This window comes from Pseudobacter sp. (assembly GCF_051955275.1).
In the GTDB taxonomy this organism is placed as follows: domain Bacteria; phylum Bacteroidota; class Bacteroidia; order Chitinophagales; family Chitinophagaceae; genus Pseudobacter.
Genome location: NZ_JBQCGW010000152.1, coordinates 17,069 through 31,556, shown reverse-complemented (window position 1 = coordinate 31,556; position 14,488 = coordinate 17,069). Strand labels below are relative to the sequence as shown.

The following is a 14,488-nucleotide window of genomic DNA, read 5'->3' as shown; positions in this document are numbered from 1 at the left end:
GTGATCCTGGATGCCATTGATAAGCGCTGTAACCTGGTGGTGGCGCATCATCCCATCATTTTCGGGGGATTGAAGAAGATCAATGGGAAGAATTATGTGGAGAAGACCATCATTTCCGCCATCAAGAACGACATCGCCATTTATGCTATCCATACCAATCTGGACCATGTGATCGATGGCGTGAACGGGAGGATGGCAGACAGGCTGGGTCTGATAAACCGCCGGATCCTGTCTCCCAAAGAGGGAACGCTGAAGAAGCTCTTCACCTTTGTTCCCCTTGCACAGGCGGAACAGGTGCGGGATGCCATCTTCAAAGCCGGGGGCGGACAGATCGGCCGCTATTCCGAATGCAGTTTCGGGGTTGAAGGCACCGGGACCTTTAAAGGAGAGGAAGGGACCAGCCCTTTTGTGGGGCAACCCGGGGAGCGACACCAGGAAAAAGAGACCAGGTTGGAAGTAGTATTTCCTGCCTGGCTGCAATCCGCTGTGATCAAGGCGCTTATAAAGGCCCACCCCTATGAAGAAGTGGCTTATTATGTGATTAACCTGGCCAATACCCACCCGGAACAGGGCTCGGGACTGATCGGAGAATTGCCCGTGCCGCAGCCGGAAACGCAGTTCCTGGGTTTTCTGAAAGAGAAATTCGACCTGCATGTGATCCGCCATACACCGCTGACCGGCAGGCCGGTGAAAAAGGTGGCGCTTTGCGGAGGGGCTGGCAGCTTCCTGGTTTCCAAAGCCTTAGCGGCAGAAGCAGATATTTATATTACCGGCGACATGAAATATCACGAATTCTTTGATGCCAATGGCAGGATGGTGATCGCGGATATCGGCCATTTTGAAAGCGAGCAGTTTACCACGGACCTGCTGGTTGATATTTTGCGGGAAAAATTCACTACCTTTGCCGTCCTTAAATCGGGCGTTCCAACCAACCCGGTGAATTATTTTTACTGATCCCGGTTGGCCCGAAACAAAAACTTATAATCTTTATCAAAGTATATGGCGAACGTAAAAGAATATTCTGTTGAGGAAAAATTATCCTCACTGGTTTCTCTGCAAAAAGTTGAGTCTAAAATAGACGAGATCCAGATCCTGAAAGGGGAGCTGCCGATGGAGGTAAGTGACCTGGAGGATGAAATCCTGGGACTGAATGCCCGCCAGACACGAATTGAGGAAGAGATCAATGGTATCCAGGAATTCATCAATACCAAGAAGAACCTGATCAAGGAAGCAGAAGCCCTGATCAAGAAATACGAAAAGCAAAGCGAGAATGTAAAGAACAGCCGTGAGTTTGAAGCGATCAACAAAGAGATCGAAATGCAGCAACTGGAAATGAAGCTGGCTGAAAAACATATCCGCGACGCTAACGAAGAGATCGCTGACAAAGTGGTGGTACTCGAAAAAGCAAAAAAGAACATCGCTAATAAAGATGGTGTACTCAGCACCAAAAAAGCAGAACTGGAGAAGATCATCGCCGGTACAGAGAAGGAAGAGAAGCATTTCGCTAAACTTTCTTCTGACGCACGCGAGAAAGTTGAAGAACGCCTGCTCGTTTCTTTCGACCGTATCCGTAAGAACTACCGTAACGGTCTGGCAGTTGTGCCCGTAGAGCGTGATGCCTGCGGTGGTTGCTTCAACGCCATCCCTCCTCAGCGCCAGAGTGAGATCCGCCAGCGCAAAAAGATCATCGTGTGTGAGAACTGCGGACGTATCCTGGTTGACAGAGACCTGTTCGATTCAGTAGAAGTGAAGTAAGGAAAGAAGGCCACGAACAGCACCCTTTCGTGTTTTTGTACCTTAGTAATATTTTGGCAGTAAACTCCTCCCTCATGGGAGGAGTTTTTTTATGTACTATATTGCAGCATGACGCATGTGCTGCCTCCCGCCTCCCGTCGCCACAGATTGCGCTTACTCGCGGTAAGCATTTTTTGCTGTCTCTGTTTTTCATCACAGGCACAAAAGGTGTTCGACTTCAATGCAGGTTGCCGCGCCGCTTACAAAGAAATCCTTCAGCTGAAGATCCAGAACGGACAAAGATTGCTGGATGAAGAAAAACAAAAACATCCTGATAATCTCATCCCCAGCCTGCTGGAGAACTACATCGATTTTTTTGTGCTTTTCTTCAATGAAGATCCTGCCGAATACCAGAAACGTTTACTCAACCGCGATCAGCGGCTTGCCCTTTTTGAAGAAGGACCCACCAATTCTCCCTTCTATCTTTATTCAAAGGCCGTGATCCACTTTCAGTGGGCCGCTATCAAAGTGAAATTCGGTAGCCGCTGGGATGCCGGCTGGGAATTCCGCCGCTCCTTCTTACAAACCAAAGAGAACTTTGCCGCCTTCCCCGATTTCTCACCCAACAAATTATACCTTGGCTCCATGCAGGTTACGGCAGGCACCATTCCCGATGGATATCGCTGGCTCAGCAACCTGCTGGGTATGAAAGGCAATATCCGCGAAGGCATGCAGCGTGTGGAGGAATTTCTGAAAGGGAAAGATGAGTGGGAACAATTGCTTCACGAAGAATCTGTTTTCTATTACTGTTATCTTCAGTTCTATATCCAGAATAATAAAGAAGGCGTTGCGAAATTCATCAAAGACCAGAAGCTTGATGTAGTGAACAATCATCTCTTTGCTTACCTGGCCTGTAACCTGGCATTGAACAGTCAGGACAGTGAGCGTGCGGAGGATATCCTGGAGAAACGCAACCGCTCTGCTGAATATATGTCAACTGCTGTTTGGGACCTGGAAATGGGATATGTGCGCCTGCACAAACTGCAACCCGATGCATCCGTTCATCTCGAAACCTTCCTGCAGAAGTTCAAAGGAAAATTCTATGTAAAGGACGCTTTGCAGAAACTCAGCTGGCATTATTACCTGGCAGGTGATCAGAAAAAAGCAGATTGGTGCCGTAATGAAATTCTGAAACGTGGCAGCACGGATTCGGAAGCAGACAAACAGGCGCAGAAAGAAGCTAAGAGCAACAGGTGGCCGAATAAGATTTTATTACAGGCGCGGCTCCTGAATGACGGAGGTTATTACAGGGAAGCGCTCCGTTTGCTGCACGGCAGGAGTGTAAACAGTTTTCACAGTGCGGAAGAACAACTGGAGTTTGCCTATCGTGTTGGAAGATTATATGATGATATGGGATCTGATACGGAAGCAATTCCTTTTTATAAAGAAGCCATCAGGCTGGGTGAGCTGAGGAAAGAATATTTTGCGGCAAGGGCTGCATTACAGCTTGGGATGATGTTTGAAGCAAAGGGCGATAAGGCTGCTGCCATCAACTGGTACAAACGCTGCATGAGCATGCCGGACCATGATTACAAGAATTCTCTCGATCAGCGCGCCAAGGCCGGCGTTGAAAGGTGCAAAGGAGGTTGATATTGATTTTTCAGATTCTCATATTTTCAAATTAATTTGCCTCCACCTATGCTTAAACGTCTTCATATCCAGAATTATGCCATCATCGATGAACTGGAAATATCCTTTGCTTCCAGGCTTAATATCATCACTGGTGAAACCGGCGCTGGTAAATCAATACTCATGGGTGCGCTTAGCCTGATCCTGGGAGACCGGGCTGACCCTTCCGTGCTGCTGAACAAAGAGAAGAAATGTGTGGTGGAGGGAACCTTTGCTACCGAAGGAAGAAAGGTGATCAAACATTTCCTCCGCGAACATGATCTCGATGCCGAAGAGGAACTGGTGATACGCCGTGAGATCGCTGCCAATGGCAAGAGCCGTGCATTTGTAAATGATACGCCTGTTAACCTGGAGCAATTGCGACAGCTGAGCAATGTGCTGGTTGACCTCCATCGCCAGTTCGATACACTGGAACTGGGAGAGTCAGGGTTTCAGCGCGAAGTGATAGATGCAATGGCAGGTACCGCAGAACAATTACAGCAATACAAAACGGTTTTCCAGCACTGGCAGCATACAAAACATGAACTGGAAGACCTGCTGCAACAGAAAGGACAATTCACTAAAGAATTCGATTATAACAAATTCCTCTTCGACGAATTGCAGGAAGCCGGCCTTCGCGAGCATGAACTGGAAGAAGCGGAAGCCAATTTAAAGCTGCTCAGTAATGCGGAAGGCATCAAGGGCACGCTTAACAAAGTGTCTTTTGAACTGAGCGAAGGGGAGCAACCGATGGTGCAGCAGCTGAAAGCACTCTGCCATCACTTACAGGCCTACACGGAATTCCATACAGAAATTCCCGTGCTGCTTCAAAGACTGCAGTCCGCACAAATAGAGTTACAGGATATTGCCGATGAGATCGAAGGCCTCAACGATAAGGTCAGCTTTGATCCGCAGCAACTGGAACAACTCAATGAAAGGATCTCCACCGGTTACAAACTACTGAAAAAGCACGGAGTGAAAACCACGGCCGAACTGTTGGCCATCCGTGATCAGCTTGATAATAAATTGCAGGCCGTGCTCAATATCGATGACGCCATAGCCAGCAAGGAAAAGGCCGTGACGAAATTGCATGCAGACGCTACAGCAATAGCGGCAAAACTTTCTGCACAAAGGCAGAAGCAGGTAAAGCCACTTCAGGACACAGTGAACAAACTGCTGGGGCAGGTTGGTATGCCGAATGCGCGCCTGCAGGTGGATGTTCAGACTGCTGCTGCTTTGTATGAGCATGGTGCTGACAATATCGAATTCCTTTTTGATGCCAATAAAAGCAATCGTTTTGAGCCGATCCGTAAGGTGGCGAGTGGTGGAGAATTGAGCAGGCTGATGCTCTGCATCAAATCACTGGTGGCAAAATCCCTAGACCTGGCCACATTGATCTTTGATGAGATCGATACCGGAATATCGGGTGAAGCGGCCAAACAGGTTGGCATCATCATGAAGGACCTGGCAAAGAAGCGCCAGGTGATCAGCATTACACACCAGCCCCAGATAGCCGGAAAGGCCGATGCACACTACTTTGTGTACAAAGAGATCAGGGGTGAGCAGATCAAGACCAATATCAGGGAACTGAGCACGGAGGAGCGCATTACTGCCATTGCACAGATGCTGAGTGGTGAGAAACCAACGGCCGCTGCGCTGGAGAATGCCCGTGAAATGGTGATGAACTGATGTGTAAATGTTATACATTTACCGCCGCTAACGAAAAACCTATAAAAAAGTACAAACAACCATTATGTCGTACAATTTACTCAAAGGAAAGAAAGGGATCATTTTCGGTGCACTGGATGAAAAATCTATTGCCTGGAGAACTGCCCTGCGTTGTTATGAAGAAGGAGCCCAGCTGGTGCTGACCAATGCGCCGGTAGCCATGCGTATGGGTGAAATCAACAAGCTGGCAGAAGCAGTAAATGCACCCGTTATTCCTGCTGATGTAACCAATATGGACGATCTGAAGAAACTGTTCGAAGGCGCGATGGCGCATTTCGGTGGCAAGATCGATTTTGTTCTGCACTCAGTTGCCATGGGCATGAACGTGCGTAAAGGAAAACATTACACAGATCTCGATTATAATTTCAGTCAGAAAACACTCGATATCTCTTCACTGAGCCTCCACCGCGTGCTGAAGACAGCCTGGGACCTGGATGCGCTCAATGAATGGGGTAGTGTGGCGGCGCTTACGTACATTGCTGCACAGCGTGTATTCCCTGATTACAATGAAATGGCTGATGCGAAGGCTCTGCTGGAAAGTGTGGCCCGCAGCTTCGGTTACCATTATGGTGTTCGTAAGAAAGTGCGTGTGAACACTGTATCCCAGAGCCCTGTTAAAACCACTGCAGGTGGTGGTGTGAAAGGCTTTGATGGTTTCATGATGTATGCTGAAAAAATGAGCCCGCTGGGTAATGCAACGCAGGAAGACTGCGCCAACTACCTGGTAAGCCTGTTCAGTGACCTCACTAAAATGGTAACAATGCAGAACCTGTTCCATGATGGTGGCTTCTCTTTCACGGGCGTTACGCAGGAAGTGATTGAGCAAATGGAGAAATAATGCTGTTATCGATAGTTGACACTTTACAATACTCCCGGTTACTCAGTGACCGGGATTTTTTTTGCGCATAAAAAAAGACTGCCTGACAGACAGCCTTGATACTTTGCAATAAGTTTAATAGGATCCGCGCCTAATATTCATCTTCATTGAAGAAGAAGTCATCCTGGCTGGGATAATCGGGCCAAATGTCCTCAATACCCTCATAGATCTCTCCCTCGTCTTCCAACTCCTGAAGGTTCTCTACTACCTCAATCGGTGCGCCGCTGCGGATAGCATAGTCAATCAGCTCGTCTTTGGTTGCAGGCCAGGGAGCATCTTCCAGGTAGGAGGCTAATTCAAGTGTCCAAAACATGTGTGCCTGTTTTAATTGTTTATCTGGAAATTTGAGAAATTTTTAAAAAATACAGGATATCTCAGGATACCAATTTTTTCGCAAAAGTAACCCTCCTGACGAAAAAACCAAATCTATCTTTACAAAGTAGTGGGAACATTTCCTTAAATTTTTCCCCTTCCCCATTTGGTGGGCATCCAAGCCGCCGGATTGTAGTATCTTGACGCCTTATTCGTTAATCCTCAACGTATGTTATCTGCCACAGGCATTCAGAAAAATTACGGTCAGTTATGGGTATTGAAAGGAGTGGATATCGATATCCGGCAGGGTGAGATCGCCAGTATCGTGGGCCCTTCCGGTTCCGGGAAAAGCACCCTCCTTCATATCCTGGGTACCCTCGATGCGCCCGACAAGGGCAATGTGCAGATCGACGGGGTAAAGATCAATTTTCTGAACGACCGGCAGGTTGCGGCCTTCCGCAATAAACATATCGGTTTCGTATTTCAGTTTCACCACCTCCTTCCTGAATTCTCCGCCCTGGAGAATGTTTGTATCCCCGGCTGGATCGCAGGCAGGAAAAAGAAGGAAGTATCCGATCGCGCCATCCACTTATTGCAAACACTGGGCCTGGGTGACAGGGTGAATAACAAACCCAATCAATTGTCAGGCGGTGAACAGCAACGGGTAGCGGTAGCCCGCGCCCTCATCAACAGTCCCAGGATCGTATTTGCGGATGAGCCTACGGGTAACCTTGATTCCGCCAATGCAAGGGAACTCCACCAGCTCTTCTTCGACCTGAGGAAGCAATTCAATCAAACTTTCCTGATTGTTACTCATAATGAGGAACTGGCGCAGATGAGCGACAGGATCCTGCACATGAAGGACGGGAAGATCATCTAACCCCGGGGCTTCCACGCAATTTCAGCTACCCCGGTTGTATGCCCCACATAACGGGCCAGCACAAACAGGTAATCGCTCAGGCGGTTGAGGTATTGCAGGATGATGGCCTCCACTTCATGACTTTCCAGTTCCAGCCTCACGCAGCAGCGTTCCGCGCGGCGGCATACGCACCTGGCCACATGCAGCTGGGAGATGCTGGGGTGACCACCCGGCAGGATGAAGAATTTCATCACAGGCAGTGTTTCATTCATGGTATCGATGGCTTTTTCCAATGCCGTAACATCTTCCACCTGCAGATCGGGGATCTTCATTTTCGGCTCCTTTTCAGGATCGCACGCAAGGGCTGCGCCTACTACAAAAAGCCTGTCCTGCACCGTTTGCAGGAGCTGGCGTGCGGGCTCATCAGCGATGAGGTCGCGGCAGAGACCAAGATATGAGTTGAGTTCATCCACGGTGCCATAGGCTTCTATCCGCAGATCAGATTTGGGAACTTTGGTGCCGCCGATAAGAGAGGTACTTCCCTTATCGCCGGTCTTGGTATAGATCTTGAGTGACATGATTCCGGAATTGAAATGTTACAGCGTTTATGCATGCTGGAAAGAGCCGGCCTGCATCTTATCGCTTTCAATAAGGCCGTCACGCAGGCGTACGATGCGCTTTGCATGGTTGGCGATATCTTCTTCGTGCGTTACCAGCACCACGGTATTACCGCCGGCCTGGATCTGCCCGAAAATTTCCATGATCTCGATGGAGGTTTTGGTATCGAGGTTACCGGTAGGCTCATCCGCCAGGATCAGAGAGGGATTGTTCACCAGGGCGCGGGCAATGGCCACACGCTGGCACTGACCGCCGGAGAGCTCATTCGGTTTGTGATGGCTTCTGTCCTGGAGCCCCACTTTCTGGATCACGTCCATGGCCATTTCCGTACGCTGTTTGCGGCCGATGCCGGCGTATACCAGCGGAAGCGCCACGTTCTCCAGCGCAGTAAGGCGTGGGAGCAGGTTGAACTGCTGGAATACGAACCCGATCTCCTTGTTACGGATATCGGCGAGGCTGTCGTCTGCCATCTTGCTCACATCATGGCCGTTCAATACATATTTTCCACCCGTGGGAGAATCCAGGCAACCCAGGATATTCATAAGCGTGCTCTTACCGGAACCGGATGGTCCCATCAGCGCCACGTACTCATTTTTCAGGATATCGAGGTTGATACCCTTGAGTACCTGCAACTCCTGCTTACCCATGAAATAGCTCTTGCGGATTCCTTCGAGATGGATGATTGAATGCATGTGGATCGGTTTAGCCTTCTTTTCTGATTACTTTAGGCACTTTGAAGAAAACGCCGTCGTTCTTAGGGGCATTCTTCAGGCCTTCTGCTCTTGAGATGGAACCTTTGACCTCATCTTCCCTCAACACATTGAAATTGTCTGTCATGTGAAGCAGGGGAGATACGCCTGTTGTATCCAGCTCATTCAGTTTGTCGACGAATGCAATCATTCGTTGCAGGTCTGCAGCAATTATTTCTTTTTCTGCTTCGCTGAACCGGAGCCTTGCCAGGTTAGCCAGGTTTTCTACCATTGCGTCATTTACTTCCATACTAAACAAAAATAACTGGTTTTGCCAGACTTTGGGAGGGATTTGGATAAAAGGTATGTTTAAAACGTTTCTTATCTTCGCCCCCTTATGCAAAAAGGAGCAGATCAACCGATAGTAATGAGTGGCATCAGGCCGACAGGATTTCTTCACCTGGGGAATTATTTTGGCGCCCTGAAGAATTATGTGCGTATGCAGGATGAATTCACCTGCTATTTCATGGTGGCTGATCTGCATGCCCTTACCACGCTCACAGAAACAAAGGAGCTGAAGGCGAATGTAAGCCGCGTACTGGCGGAGAATATCGCCTGCGGCCTCGATCCTGATAAAGTTGCCCTGTACTGCCAGAGCCATGTTTATGAAACCAATGAGCTCTACCTCATTCTGAACATGCTTGCTTATGTGGGAGAACTTGAAAAGACAGTCACTTTCAAAGAAAAAGTAAAGCTCCATCCCCAGAATGTGAATGCGGGATTGCTCACCTATCCTGTTTTGCAGGCTGCCGATATCCTGCTCCACCGCGCCACGCTGGTGCCGGTAGGAAAAGACCAGGAGCAGCATCTTGAAATGACCCGTAATTTCAGTAACCGGTTCAACCATCGTTATGGGGATGTTTTCCCCGAAGCGCATGCTTTCAACTATGGTGATGAACTGCTGAAAGTTCCCAGTCTCGATGGCGCCGGTAAAATGAGCAAGAGCGAAAACCAGTATGCTACAATCTATCTGTCAGACAGTGATGAGCTTATCCTCAATAAAGTGAAGAAAGCAAAAACTGACAGTGGCACTGACCCCGCTGCGCCGATGAGCGAGAGCATCGTGAACCTGTTCAACCTCATGAAACTGGTTTGTGCGCCGGATGTAATCAAACATTACGAAGACACCTATCAGAGCGGAACCATCCGCTACGGCGATCTCAAAAAACAACTGGGCGAAGACATGGTGAAGTTCATCAGCCCGATCCGGGAAAAAGCTGAATCTATCCGCAACGATGCAAAATACCTCAAAGAGATCATGGAGAAAGGTGCCGAAAAAGCACGCAAAAGTGCACAGGCTACCATGCTGCTCGTGAGAGACGCCATAGGCCTGAACTATTATTAAAAAAGGCTGGCGCCTAAAGTCCAAATTCCAAAAAGAATCGATACCTTAATTTCTCATCGCTCAGGCAGTGATCAGTAAATTTCTGCTGCCAGGATGGGGCATTTACCATATTCTTATCATTCAATACACAGATGGCAAAGAGCAAGAAACCAAAGCATATCGCGATTGCAGGTAATATCGGTGCGGGTAAAACAACCCTCACAGAACTGCTCAGCAAACATTACCGCTGGATCCCTCAGTTTGAAGATGTAGACCACAATCCCTATCTGCTGGATTTCTATGAAGACATGCCCCGCTGGAGCTTCAACCTCCAGATCTACTTCCTCAACAGCCGTCTCAACCAACTGCTGGATATCCATCGCGGTACCGAAACCGTTATCCAGGACAGGACCATCTATGAAGATGCTTATATCTTCGCGCCCAACCTGCATGAGATGGGCCTCATGAGCAAGCGCGATTTCGATAACTACTTCCTCTTCTTCGAAACACTCAAAAGCATGGTGCAGCCCCCGGATCTGATGATCTATCTCAGGGCTTCCGTACCAACACTGGTGGCACAGATCCAGAAACGCGGACGCGAATACGAAGAGAATATCCGCCTGGATTATCTCAAACGCCTCAACGATTTCTATAACAAATGGATCGATGGATACAAAGAAGGTCCGTTGCTGGTGATAGATATCGACAAGAACAAATTCCCCGAGAATGAAGAGCACCTGGGAGAGATAATTAATAAAATAGATTCACAGTTGTACGGTCTGTTCTAGCCTTACTTTTTAACGGAGATGATCTGCTGTTTGCCATAACCGGCAAAAGCCTGGAGTGATTTGAGGTCCGCAGCGATCCTGGTCAGCCATTCAGCCTGCTTTTCCCTGTTGCGGCTGAAATCCGTCTGCTGGTCGTACTGCTGCTGTTCCTGCTGGTATACTTTCATGATGCGATCGTAAATATTGTTCACATCATCTTTGACGGTGGCGGGGTTGAATTTGTAACCGCTCATTTCCTTGGCCAGTTTTCTTGCATAGATCTCGGCAATATCAAAATGCCCCTGCTCATGCTGCAATACCGGAACGGTCCTGACCTTTACCCATGACCGGTTTTTATCAAAGCGGCAGCTGATGGTATAATCAAGACTGTTGTCATCAAAATTGAATTCTATATTGATGATGCTGTTGGTCATGGCCGCATTGGCAGAAGCCGGGTCAGGTTTGGCTTTGAAGTCGCTCCAGTCTAGCTTACGCGTTTCACTCCACTTGATAGAGGGCGGTTGCTGTTGTACGGATTGCCAGGACAGTAAACAAATCAGGATCAGTGCTTGCATATTGAATACAAAACTACGGAAATAAAAAAACTCCATCCGGGGATGGAGTTTCGTTGGCAAAAATCGTTGGAGGCCGGACTACTCGGAAAAAGAGCCACCTAATGTCATCAAAAAATATGACATAGGGTAGGTTTTACCCGATTAAATTTTTGGAGCAGCAGCCAGTATTTCCTCCTGAACACCGGCGGCATATTTTTCAAAGTTTTTGATGAACTGGCTGGCCAGATTCTTTGCAGCTGCATCGTAGGCTGCTTTATCCGCCCAGGTATTGCGTGGATCCAGCAGTTCTGTAGGAACGCCGGGGCAACCCTCTGGGATAGCCATGCCGAAGATGGGGTGGTTGTGATACTCCATCTTATCCAGCTTGCCTTCCAGCGCGGCAGTGATCATCGCGCGGGTATAGCTCAGCTTCATGCGGCTGCCTGTACCGTAAGCGCCACCGGTCCAGCCGGTATTGATCAGCCACACGCGTACGCGGTGCCTCTTCATCTTATCTCCCAGCATCGTGGCATATTTACCAGGGTGCAGGGGCAGGAAGGGAGCGCCGAAACATGCGCTGAACGTGGATTTGGGCTCAGTAACACCAGCTTCTGTACCGGCTACCTTGGCGGTATAACCGCTGATGAACTGGTACATGGCCTGTGCAGGCGTAAGCCTGGAAACAGGAGGCAGTACCCCGGAGGCATCGCAGGTAAGGAAGAAGATATTCTGCGGGATCTCACCTATTGAAGGCTCAAGCGCATTGCTGATATAATTGAGGGGATAAGATACCCTCGTGTTCTCGGTAACTGCTTTGCTGGAAAAATCGATAGTGGTGGTGCCGGGGAAGAAAGTTGTGTTCTCAACCAAAGCGCCGGGACGGATCGCATGAAAGATCTCAGGCTCCTTCTCTTCACTCAGGTCGATGGTCTTTGCATAACAGCCACCTTCGAAGTTGAAGATATTGTCGTTGGTCCAGGCATGCTCGTCGTCCCCGATCAGTTTGCGGTTAGGATCCGCACTAAGCGTGGTCTTTCCCGTACCGCTCAATCCGAAGAACAATGCTGTATCCCCGTTCTCTCCCATATTGGCCGAGCAGTGCATACTCAGAACGCCTCTTTCCTGGGGCAGGATATAGTTCAATACAGAGAAAATGCCTTTTTTGGTTTCGCCGGTATAACCTGTTCCTGCAATCAGGATCATTTTGTGCTTGAAGCTTACCACGGCAGCATTGTGCTGACGGGTACCGCATTCAGTGGGATCCAGTTTCAGACCGGGGGCTGAGAGGATGGTCCACTCGGGCTGGAAACTATCCAGTTCCTCTTCCGTAGGACGGAGGAACATATTATATACGAAAAGGTTGGTAAATGCTTTTTCGTTTACAACGCGGATGTTCAGACGGTAACGGGGATCTGCGCAGGCGTAGGCATCACGTACCCACAGCTCCTCAGCTTTGTTCAGATGGGCCACGATCTTTTCGCGGATGATCTGAAAATATTTTTCTTCAATGGGGAGGTTGAAATCATTCCAGTTCACCGTGTTTTCAGTGATCTCATCTTTCACCGTGAATTTATCTTTCGGACTGCGGCCCGTAAATTCACCGGTCTGTATCACCAGGGCGCCTGTATCATTTAGCACGCCTTCTCCGGTTCGCAGGGAGTCCTGCACCAGTTCCTCCGGACTCAATTGGTAATGGAGTGTAGCAGTCTCCTTTAACCCAAGCCTCGTTAGTTCTTGAATGGGAATGTTAACAGTTGGTACTGACATAAAACAAGCATTGTTTAAGTTAGACGACAAAGGTAGAATTAAAAATTTTTCAACCAAACGCGCCACAGGGCCTCAAAATTGGATATTGTTCAATTTTAGGCTGTCTGCATTTGAAAACGTTCAGCTAACGATTGTTCGTTCTGACAATTTACGAAACCTTATGCAATTGCTTGAATAAATACGAATACTCAGTTTTATTACATTTACACCTTCAATAACGATTAACATGAAATATCTGCCTCTTAATCAGGACATTTTTGTGCAGAACAGGAAGCGATTCGTTGCCAGTATGGAGAAAAATTCGATCGCTGTCTTTAATAGTAATGATGAGCTCCCCACCAATGGAGACGCTATACATACCTTCAAGCAGAACTCTGACCTCTTCTGGCTCAGTGGGATAGATCAGGAAGACTCCATGGTGGTGCTTTTCCCGGATAACCCGGATCCCAAATTCAGGGAGGTGCTGGTACTGGTCCGCCCCAATGAAATGAAAGAGAAATGGGACGGAAAAAGACTGAGGGCCGAAGAAGCCCGCCAGATCTCCGGTATCAAAACCATTATCTGGCTGGATACCCTGGATGCCGTGCTGCAGACCTGGATCCACCTGGCCGATACTATCTATCTCAACTCAAATGAGAACGACCGCAAAGCCAACCTGGTTCCGGTCAGGGATTACCGTTATATCGCAGAAATGAAAGCGCGTTACCCGCTTCATAATTACAAACGCAGCGCCCGCATCATGAAAGAGCTCCGCGCCATCAAAACACCGCAGGAGATCGAAGTGATGCAACAGGCCATCGATATCACCAGGGATACCTTCATCGATCTCCTCAAATTCATCCGCCCCGGTGTGATGGAATATGAGATCGAAGCAAAGATCTGGTACGGTTTCCTCAGCCGCCGCGCAACAAGGCCCGGTTACGGAAGCATCATTGCCAGCGGTGATAATGCACGCATCCTTCACTACGTGAACAATAACCAGGAATGTAAGGATGGAGATCTCATCCTGATGGATTTCGGTGCAGAGTACGGTGGCTACAATGCAGACCTGACGCGCACTATACCGGTCAACGGAAAATTCACCAAACGACAGAAGGAGGTGTACAACGGTTGCCTTCAGATCCACAATTACTGCAAGAGCATTCTCAAGCCCGGCATTTCCATCATCGATTATACGGAGAAGGCAGGTGATGAAGCAACAAAGGTTTTCCTCAAGCTCGGACTGCTCAGCAAAGAAGATGTGAAGAACGAGGACAGGGAGAACCGTGCTTACCGTAAATATCTTTATCATGGGATCAGTCATCACCTAGGTATCGATGTGCATGACCTCGGTACAAGAACTGCTCCCATCAAAGCCGGAATGGTATTCACCATCGAGCCTGGTATTTATATCGAACAGGAGCAGATGGGCATCCGCATCGAGAACAATGTTTGGGTAACCAAATCAGGCAACAAAGACCTGATGGCGAAAATTCCCATCACTGTTGAGGAGATCGAAGCATACATGAAGAAAAAATAACCCTCCAACTAA

At 48.5% G+C, this 14,488-nt stretch carries 15 protein-coding genes; 9 read left to right on the top strand and 6 right to left on the bottom strand.

Features of this window, described 5'->3' with window-relative positions:
- From ACTHMC_RS13075 to ACTHMC_RS13055, 5 genes are all read left to right on the top strand, one after another.
- Positions 1–954: Nif3-like dinuclear metal center hexameric protein (locus tag ACTHMC_RS13075; protein ID WP_440413604.1), on the top strand; the 954-nt coding region annotated here is incomplete at its 5' end.
- Between the two features lie 45 nt (positions 955–999).
- A complete protein-coding gene (locus ACTHMC_RS13070; RefSeq protein WP_440413602.1) occupies positions 1,000–1,755 on the top strand; it encodes a zinc ribbon domain-containing protein in 756 nt (251 codons plus the stop codon).
- Positions 1,756–1,962: 207 nt separating this feature from the next.
- Positions 1,963–3,384: a tetratricopeptide repeat protein gene (locus ACTHMC_RS13065; RefSeq protein WP_440413601.1), complete on the top strand. Its 1,422-nt coding sequence runs from the start codon at positions 1,963–1,965 to the stop codon at positions 3,382–3,384.
- Positions 3,385–3,432: 48 nt separating this feature from the next.
- Positions 3,433–5,091: a DNA repair protein RecN gene (gene recN / locus ACTHMC_RS13060; protein WP_440413600.1), complete on the top strand. Its 1,659-nt coding sequence runs from the start codon at positions 3,433–3,435 to the stop codon at positions 5,089–5,091.
- Between the two features lie 64 nt (positions 5,092–5,155).
- The gene (locus ACTHMC_RS13055; protein ID WP_440413598.1) at positions 5,156–5,968 is read left to right on the top strand and encodes an enoyl-ACP reductase FabI; all 813 of its coding nucleotides are present in this window, start codon (positions 5,156–5,158) and stop codon (positions 5,966–5,968) included.
- Between the two features lie 130 nt (positions 5,969–6,098).
- Here the strand turns inward: ACTHMC_RS13055 and ACTHMC_RS13050 are convergent, their stop codons facing one another.
- The gene (locus ACTHMC_RS13050; protein WP_014221625.1) at positions 6,099–6,320 is read right to left on the bottom strand and encodes a DUF2795 domain-containing protein; all 222 of its coding nucleotides are present in this window, start codon (positions 6,318–6,320) and stop codon (positions 6,099–6,101) included.
- Between the two features lie 228 nt (positions 6,321–6,548).
- On the opposite strand from ACTHMC_RS13050, the gene ACTHMC_RS13045 reads away from it, so the two are divergent.
- On the top strand, positions 6,549–7,199 hold the full coding sequence (locus tag ACTHMC_RS13045; RefSeq protein WP_440413595.1) for an ABC transporter ATP-binding protein: 651 nt from the start codon (positions 6,549–6,551) through the stop codon (positions 7,197–7,199).
- Here the strand turns inward: ACTHMC_RS13045 and ACTHMC_RS13040 are convergent.
- The 3 genes from ACTHMC_RS13040 to gatC are packed head-to-tail and all read right to left on the bottom strand — an operon-like array spanning position 7,196 to position 8,795.
- Positions 7,196–7,756: a cob(I)yrinic acid a,c-diamide adenosyltransferase gene (locus ACTHMC_RS13040; protein WP_440413594.1), complete on the bottom strand. Its 561-nt coding sequence runs from the start codon at positions 7,754–7,756 to the stop codon at positions 7,196–7,198. The genes ACTHMC_RS13045 and ACTHMC_RS13040 overlap by 4 nt on opposite strands.
- Positions 7,757–7,783: 27 nt before the next feature.
- Positions 7,784–8,488: an ABC transporter ATP-binding protein gene (locus tag ACTHMC_RS13035; RefSeq protein ID WP_440413592.1), complete on the bottom strand. Its 705-nt coding sequence runs from the start codon at positions 8,486–8,488 to the stop codon at positions 7,784–7,786.
- Between the two features lie 10 nt (positions 8,489–8,498).
- Complete coding sequence (gatC, locus tag ACTHMC_RS13030) at positions 8,499–8,795, bottom strand: Asp-tRNA(Asn)/Glu-tRNA(Gln) amidotransferase subunit GatC (protein WP_440413590.1); 297 nt, start codon at positions 8,793–8,795, stop codon at positions 8,499–8,501.
- Between the two features lie 87 nt (positions 8,796–8,882).
- On the opposite strand from gatC, the gene trpS reads away from it, so the two are divergent.
- Together trpS and ACTHMC_RS13020 are read left to right on the top strand one after the other, a co-directional pair.
- On the top strand, positions 8,883–9,890 hold the full coding sequence (trpS, locus tag ACTHMC_RS13025; protein WP_440413588.1) for a tryptophan--tRNA ligase: 1,008 nt from the start codon (positions 8,883–8,885) through the stop codon (positions 9,888–9,890).
- Positions 9,891–10,021: 131 nt separating this feature from the next.
- Positions 10,022–10,657, top strand: coding sequence for a deoxynucleoside kinase (locus tag ACTHMC_RS13020; protein WP_440413587.1), 636 nt, complete (start codon positions 10,022–10,024; stop codon positions 10,655–10,657).
- Positions 10,658–10,659: 2 nt separating this feature from the next.
- Here ACTHMC_RS13020 and ACTHMC_RS13015 read toward each other — a convergent pair whose 3' ends face one another.
- Together ACTHMC_RS13015 and pckA are read right to left on the bottom strand one after the other, a co-directional pair.
- The gene (locus ACTHMC_RS13015) at positions 10,660–11,211 is read right to left on the bottom strand and encodes a DUF922 domain-containing protein (protein ID WP_440413586.1); all 552 of its coding nucleotides are present in this window, start codon (positions 11,209–11,211) and stop codon (positions 10,660–10,662) included.
- A gap of 141 nt (positions 11,212–11,352) precedes the next feature.
- Positions 11,353–12,957 carry a phosphoenolpyruvate carboxykinase (ATP) gene (pckA, locus tag ACTHMC_RS13010; RefSeq protein WP_440413585.1) on the bottom strand — a complete coding sequence of 535 codons (1,605 nt, stop codon included), beginning with the start codon at positions 12,955–12,957 and terminating at the stop codon, positions 11,353–11,355.
- Positions 12,958–13,183: 226 nt separating this feature from the next.
- On the opposite strand from pckA, the gene ACTHMC_RS13005 reads away from it, so the two are divergent.
- The gene (locus ACTHMC_RS13005) at positions 13,184–14,476 is read left to right on the top strand and encodes an aminopeptidase P family protein (protein WP_440413584.1); all 1,293 of its coding nucleotides are present in this window, start codon (positions 13,184–13,186) and stop codon (positions 14,474–14,476) included.
- The last annotated feature ends 12 nt before the right edge of the window (positions 14,477–14,488 follow it).